The sequence below is a fragment of the uncultured Rikenella sp. genome (assembly GCF_910577125.1).
Lineage (GTDB): Bacteria > Bacteroidota > Bacteroidia > Bacteroidales > Rikenellaceae > Rikenella.
This window is the reverse complement of record NZ_CAJTMN010000110.1, coordinates 1-6,065: the sequence shown is the minus strand read 5'-3', so window position 1 is coordinate 6,065 and position 6,065 is coordinate 1. Positions and strand designations below refer to the sequence as shown.

Annotated in this window: 6 protein-coding genes; 4 read left to right on the top strand and 2 right to left on the bottom strand. The window is 60.0% G+C overall.

Going from position 1 to position 6,065, the window contains the following annotated elements; all coding sequences use genetic code 11:
• Positions 1 to 304: 304 nt before the first annotated feature.
• Positions 305 to 2,023 (bottom strand): DEAD/DEAH box helicase, encoded by a 1,719-nt coding sequence (locus tag QZ292_RS09160; RefSeq protein ID WP_294600815.1) that lies wholly within the window; start codon positions 2,021 to 2,023, stop codon positions 305 to 307.
• A 311-nt stretch (positions 2,024 to 2,334) separates the two neighbouring features.
• Between QZ292_RS09160 and QZ292_RS09155 the strand changes: the two genes are divergently transcribed.
• The 3 genes from QZ292_RS09155 (at position 2,335) to QZ292_RS09145 (ending at position 4,934) form a co-directional block, all read left to right on the top strand.
• On the top strand, positions 2,335 to 2,481 hold the full coding sequence (locus tag QZ292_RS09155) for a hypothetical protein (protein WP_294600813.1): 147 nt from the start codon (positions 2,335 to 2,337) through the stop codon (positions 2,479 to 2,481).
• Positions 2,466 to 2,720, top strand: a complete 255-nt coding sequence (locus QZ292_RS09150; protein WP_294600811.1) for a hypothetical protein — start codon at positions 2,466 to 2,468, stop codon at positions 2,718 to 2,720. Before QZ292_RS09155 ends, QZ292_RS09150 begins: the two co-directional genes overlap by 16 nt.
• A gap of 723 nt (positions 2,721 to 3,443) precedes the next feature.
• On the top strand, positions 3,444 to 4,934 hold the full coding sequence (locus tag QZ292_RS09145; RefSeq protein ID WP_294600808.1) for a leucine-rich repeat domain-containing protein: 1,491 nt from the start codon (positions 3,444 to 3,446) through the stop codon (positions 4,932 to 4,934).
• 3 nt (positions 4,935 to 4,937) lie between these two features.
• On the opposite strand, the gene QZ292_RS09140 is transcribed toward QZ292_RS09145, so the two are convergent.
• Positions 4,938 to 5,750, bottom strand: a complete 813-nt coding sequence (locus QZ292_RS09140; RefSeq protein WP_294600806.1) for a 1-acyl-sn-glycerol-3-phosphate acyltransferase — start codon at positions 5,748 to 5,750, stop codon at positions 4,938 to 4,940.
• Between QZ292_RS09140 and QZ292_RS09135 the strand changes: the two genes are divergently transcribed.
• Positions 5,749 to 5,994 (top strand): hypothetical protein, encoded by a 246-nt coding sequence (locus QZ292_RS09135; RefSeq protein ID WP_294600804.1) that lies wholly within the window; start codon positions 5,749 to 5,751, stop codon positions 5,992 to 5,994. The genes QZ292_RS09140 and QZ292_RS09135 overlap by 2 nt on opposite strands.
• Positions 5,995 to 6,065 lie beyond the last annotated feature (71 nt).

Genomic DNA, 6,065 nt, shown 5'->3' with positions numbered 1-6,065 from the left:
CGGGGTCACCCGGACGCCGCCCGCGCAGGGCAGTTCCGTCCGGCACAAAGCTCGACCGCGGCAATTCTCGTTGGTTGGCCGAGTGCCAACCCACAGAATATGCCCTTTTAGACAGGCGGGCGACGATCGAGCATCGACTGGCCTCAGGCCGGCCGGGCCCCACGTCCCGTGGACGGGCAAAACTTCGTTTTGCTGCGGCAGCCTCTACCCCACTCTTTGACCGCGCGCCTCAAGCTCCGCAGAACTCAAGTCTCCGTTCGTGCGACTGCCGCAAACCGATACGGCGGCAACCCCTACCCTCCTGTCAGTGTTTCCGGCGGGTATGGTCGCGACGGGGGGCATAGGTCTGAGAACCGCTGCGGCGCTGATAGGAATCGCGAGGGCCACGACGAAAATTCCGACCGTTGTCCCGTACGCCGTTCGGATTCCGATCGCTCTTCTTCTCGGACTCTTTGGCCAACTTCGCCAACGGACGGTCGTCCTGGGCGAGCTCCCGAAGCGAATTGAGCTTCTTCATCGCCGCCTCGGCGTCCTGAAAAGGAATGGTGGCGAACGAAAAATCCTCCATGCATTTCACGTCGTCGATCTTCTGTTGCGGAATGCCGCACTCGCGGGCCAGCAATTCCACGATCAGCTTCGGACGGTAACCGGCGCTCTTCCCCAAACCGATAAAGAGCCGCGACGTGCCGCGACGGTTCACGTCGATCCGACGGATCTCGGGATAGCTGCTCTCGTCGAGCTCGTTCTTGAAGGCCAGACGCATCAGGGCGGCGAGGGCGACTTCCGGATCGAGCTCGGCCAACAACTCACGGGCGATCCCGTCGTAGTCGGCATAGGTCTCGTTTTCGACGATTTCGGCCAGCTCGTCCTTGATTTTCAGCTTCTTCATCTCGACGATGTCGTGTCCGGTGGGCAGGGTCTCTTTCCGAATCTCGGCTTTGACCTGACGCTGAAGGAACATGAACTGCCGGTTCTCGGCGGGCGAAATGAAGGTGATAGCTGTCCCTTCGTTCCCGGCACGGCCTGTCCGGCCGATGCGGTGGACGTAGGATTCAGGGTCTTGCGGCAGGGAGTAGTTGATGACGTGGGTCAGGTTCGAGACGTCGATCCCGCGGGCAGCGACGTCGGTGGCGACCAGTATGTTGGAGTGGCGTTTCTTGAATTTCCGGAGAATCTTCTCGCGCTGGGCCTGCGAGACGTCGCCGTGGAGCCCTTCGGCGGCATAGCCGCGCTCCAGAAGGTTATTGACCAACTGGTCGACGGCGACTTTCGTACGGCAGAAGACGATGCCGTAAAAGTCGTTCTCGACGTCGATGATCCGGGTCAGGGCGTCGAATTTGTCGTTCTCGCGGACTTCGAAGTAGATCTGGTCGGTCAGGTCAGTGGTGACCTGCTTGTTCTCGACCCGAAGGAGTTCGACGTCGCGCATGTATTTCTTCGCGAGACCGGCGATCCGCTCGGGCATGGTGGCGGAGAAGAGGAAGATGCGCCGCTCGTCGGGGGCGTAGCTCAGGATTTCGTCGACGTCTTCGATAAAGCCCATGTTGAGCATCTCGTCGGCTTCGTCGAGCACGAGCCAGCGCAGGGCCGAGAGGTCGAGGGTCCCGCGGCGCAGGTGGTCGAGAATCCGGCCGGGCGTCCCCACGACGATGTCGACGCCGGCGCGGAGCCGACGCAACTGTTCGTTCATGGCGGCACCGCCGTAGATCGGGGTGACGCGCAGGTCGCCTTTGCGGAAAGATTGGATTTCGTCGTTCACCTGAATGGCGAGCTCGCGGGTGGGGGCAAGAATCAAGGCCTGCACCTGCTTGGCCTGGGGTTCGAGCAGCTCGACGATGGGCAGGCCGAAGGCGGCGGTCTTCCCGGTTCCGGTCTGGGCCTGGGCGATGATGTCGTGCCGGTTTTGCAGCATCACGGGAATGGTGAGCCGCTGGATGGGCGACGGGGTTTCGAACCCTTTGGCCGCCAAGGCTTCGAGCGTGCGGTCTGAGAGACCGAGCTCTTTGAATTCTTCTAAGATCATAGACTGTTTCGATGTTTACCTGCCGCACACAACGTCGGGGCGGCTCATTCCGAAGGCCGGGTCCGGCGGGCGCGACGGGTTTCGAAGCGCGGGCAGGCCGCCGGGCCGACACGCTGAAACCATCCCGATTTTTCCAGCCATCGAATTATCCGAACAGTCTCAAAAAACGGGGCAAAGATACGCAGATTTATCGGGATTCCGCACGGGCGGGGCGGTTTTCCTGTGGGCGGGGGTACGGAAGGCCGAGACGCCTCGCATCGACTACCGAGCGCCCCGCCCCGGGCTGCCGCAACGCACACTCGGGCATACCGGTGGACGGCGGCGACGGAGGGTTCAGCTGGTCTTGCGCCACGAACAGCATTTACGGCTTGGACTTGAATTCCTATTCGCAGTACCTCAACGCCAGTTTCTCGGACTATCGCGCCCACGGCTTTCAGTTGCGTTGCCTCTCGGAATAAACGGGTGCCGAGCGGCACCCGAACCGGGCAGCCTCTACCCCACAACCAGCGACACCGCCCCGGGCTACCTGCGCGACTTCACAGGTTTGCATGTGTATGTCGGACATAGTGGCATTAGCCATTCCGTCTCTCTTCAGGAGGCCCATTGCATATATTTGAATTTTAATCCAGTAGGGCTCGGTCCCTCCAGCGTCGGAAATCGCGCTCACGGTTTTCAGTTGCGTTGCCTCTCGGAATAAACGGGTGCCGAGCGGCACCCGAACCGGGCAGGCTTTACCCCAACCAACCGCCAGTCTCTATCCTAACAACCGGGCAACCTCTACTCCAAAGCGGGCCGAAGCCTGCGGGGTACCGAACGAGCGTAGCGAGGTGCGGGCCTCCCGCGGGGGGAGGCTTTCGGCCCGCGCGACCCTGTGGGTCGCAAAAACACAGCCCCAACCACCGCCCAAAGCTCGCCTTGATTCTCAGCCCCGTGTCCGCCTCGCTGCGGCTCCGCTGTCACTCCGCCGCGATTCGCGCGCCTTACGCGATTCATTCTATTTCGGCTGCCGCCAAAATAGTTGAATCGCTTCTTAAGGCGTCGGCGCGCGGTTGAGCTTTGTGCCGGATAAAACTGCGCTCAGGCCGCGCGGGCCCCACGTCCCGTGGACGGGCGAAACTTGCGTTTCGCTAAGGCCGCCTCAGCCCAATTCTTTGTTCGCGTGCCTGGGAGAATCTTGTCCAAAGCGCAAGTCGCTTTGAACGATTTTCCTCTTTAGGTGTGGCGCGCGGTCGAGCTTTGCCCTGGATGGAACTGCCCTACGCGGGCAGCGTCCGGGTGACCCCGGCGGGACGGAGCGATACTACGTATCGCTTAATCAACTCAGCCCAACCCTACTGTCCGCGCGCGGACAAAAATGGGTATCTTTGTAAGATGGGCGGCATCGAGGGATGCGAGTCCTCCCTCTAATTTTTCAACAACGATGACAAAAATGTGGTTCAAATGGCCGGTGGTCGGACTCTCGCTCCTCTGTCTGGGAGGCTGTTTTTCGTTCGGAAACAAAAAGGCGCAGACGACTGCCGAAAACAAAAAGACGGTCGAACCGGGAAAGACGGAAGGGTGGGAGGTCGCGTTCACGATCGAATACACAGGTGAAAAAGAGGAGGTGGCCCGAATCGAGCTGGCAGGGGTCGGCGAGGCGCAGATCTACTGGGGGGACAGTATGGTGCGGGATCTGTCGCTGGATTGGAGGCTGAAGATGAAGGTGGGAGAGGAGCGGGAAATCAATGACTCGAAAGTGGTCGAACATATATACGAAGCGCCGGGAAGGTATCGGGTGAGGATGGTGGGAACGACGGGGGGAAGTCTGATCTGGTTCAAATGTCAGCAGGATGGGATAAAGGAAAACATATACCTGACGACGCTCGACGTATCGCGTTGTCCGGGACTGGAGTTTCTCTATTGCAGAAACAACCGGATAGCGCGGCTGGAGGTCGGCGGACTGACGGAGCTGAAAGAGCTGGATTGCGGGAACAATGAGCTGACGGAACTGGATGTCACGCAAAACAAGGAGCTGGAGGAGTTGGAGTGTTCCGGAAATCGGCTGGAGGAGCTGAATGTCAGCCAAAACAGCAGGCTGAAAAAGCTGGATTGCGACAAAAACCGGTTGGCTCGGTTGGAGGTGGACAACAATACGGAGTTGACCCTTCTGTGGTGCCACTTGAACCGGATCGAGAGACTGGAGCTTGGATCGTGCACGCTGCTGGAGGAGCTGGATTGTTCGAGCAATCGGCTGACAGAGTTGGACGTAAGCCGGAATACGGAGTTGTGGTATCTGCAATGTAATAAAAACAGGCTGACGGAGTTGAATGTCGAGATGTGTCCGAACTTATCTTCGTTGGAGTGCGCGAAAAACCAGCTGACGACGCTGGATTTCAACAAAAATACAAAGATGAGAACCCTGACTTGCTCGGACAATCGGCTGACGAGATTGAGAGTCGATTCATGCAGCAGGCTGGAATGGCTGTATTGCAACGGAAACCGGCTGACGGAGTTGAATCTGAAAAGATGTACGGAGATGGTCGAGCTGGAATGTCAGGATAACTTACTGACAGAGCTGGAGGTCGAGAATTTCAACTCCTTGCGTATGCTGCTTTGCCAGCGGAACCGGCTGACGAAATTAGAGGTCAAGTGGAGCAACCGTTTAGAGGAGCTGGATTGCTCGGACAATGAGCTGACGGAGCTGGATGCGACGGGGTGCAACTGGCTGACTCAGATATACTGTATGGGGAACCGCTTTTCGACGGAGGCGGTCAACCGTTTGTACGGCACGCTGCCGGAGCGGAGCAAGGAGGAGCCGGGAGGGATCCGGCTCGACGAGCATGACGAGCCGGTCGGAGATACGGCGATACTGGCGGCGAAAAACTGGAAGCTGGGGGTTGTTCTGGTCAAAGCGGAAGAGGAGGAGGAGTAAGGCCTATGCCTGCTCCGCGCCGGGACGCAAGGCGTAGGCGCGACGGCGGATGATCTCGGCCCACTCGCGGGCGGAGTGTTCCTGGGTCACTTCGACGGGTTCGCCGATATAGATGTCGAGGTGTTTGCCGCGCTGGTCGAACATCTCTTTGGGCAGGAGTACGGTTCCGAGGTTGAGGCGGATGCCCAGCCACTGGCGCAGCCGCTCGAATCGGTAAAAAAACAGGGAGTTCCGGCCGTCGATGTAGACGGGGATCACGAGCCGGCCACTCTCCCAGGCTTTTTGAGCGAAGTTCCGCTTCCACGGCAGGTCGGTGACTTCGCCGCGGATGAGACGCGAGCAGAGGCCGGCGGGAAAGGTCACCACGGCGGCGTCTCCTTCGTACATCTCGACCAGGCGGCGGGCGTAGGCGGAGCTCTGGGCGCCGTACTTATTGACGGGGACGAAGATCGGGGCCAGGGGCTCGAGGTTCATCAGGAGGTCGTTCACGATCACGCGCACGCCGCGGACGCGGGGATTCACGGCTTCGGCGAGCATCAGGCCGTCGAGACCGCCGAGGGGGTGGTTCGAGGCGAAAAGCACGCGGCTCTCTTTCGGAATCCGGTCGAGACCGTGGACGGTGTAGGTCACGCCGATATACTCCAGGGTGGAACGGATAAAGTCCATCGGGGATTGGTCGCCGTAGTGCGAGAGGACGTAGTTGATCCGGTCGAGGCGCACGAGGCGTTCGATCCAGCGGATGACGAAACGGGGGGTCCAACGGGCCAGCCGAGGGTTCTTGGCGCGCAGCAGCCGGCCGATGTCTATGGTTTCCATGGGGGACAAAAATAAACAACGTGGGGGATTTTTTCAACTCCCGCTCGCCGCCCCGGGCTTCCGCGACGCGGGCAATCGTGGACGGGCGGGGGAGCCGGTGGGGGCGGGGTACTATGGTTACTGCTGGTCTTCTGCGGTCAGCGGGATCAGGGGAGTGTATTTGGATTTCTACACGCAGAGTCTCGACCCTGTCCATGCGAGCAACCGGGCCTACGGTCTTCAGTTGCGTTGCCTCTCGGAATAAACAGAGGAGAGGCTGTCTTAGCGATACGTAGTATCGCTCTGTCCCGCCGGGGTCACCCGGACGCCGCCCGC

Bases quoted from the DNA above. Each gene is read 5' to 3' on its own strand.
- QZ292_RS09140 (WP_294600806.1), bottom strand. From the start codon at position 5,750: ATGGAAACCATAGACATCGGCCGGCTGCTGCGCGCCAAGAACCCTCGG.
- QZ292_RS09135 (WP_294600804.1), top strand. From the start codon at position 5,749: ATGGGGGACAAAAATAAACAACGTGGGGGATTTTTTCAACTCCCGCTC.
- QZ292_RS09145 (WP_294600808.1), top strand. From the start codon at position 3,444: ATGACAAAAATGTGGTTCAAATGGCCGGTGGTCGGACTCTCGCTCCTC.
- QZ292_RS09160 (WP_294600815.1), bottom strand. From the start codon at position 2,023: ATGATCTTAGAAGAATTCAAAGAGCTCGGTCTCTCAGACCGCACGCTC.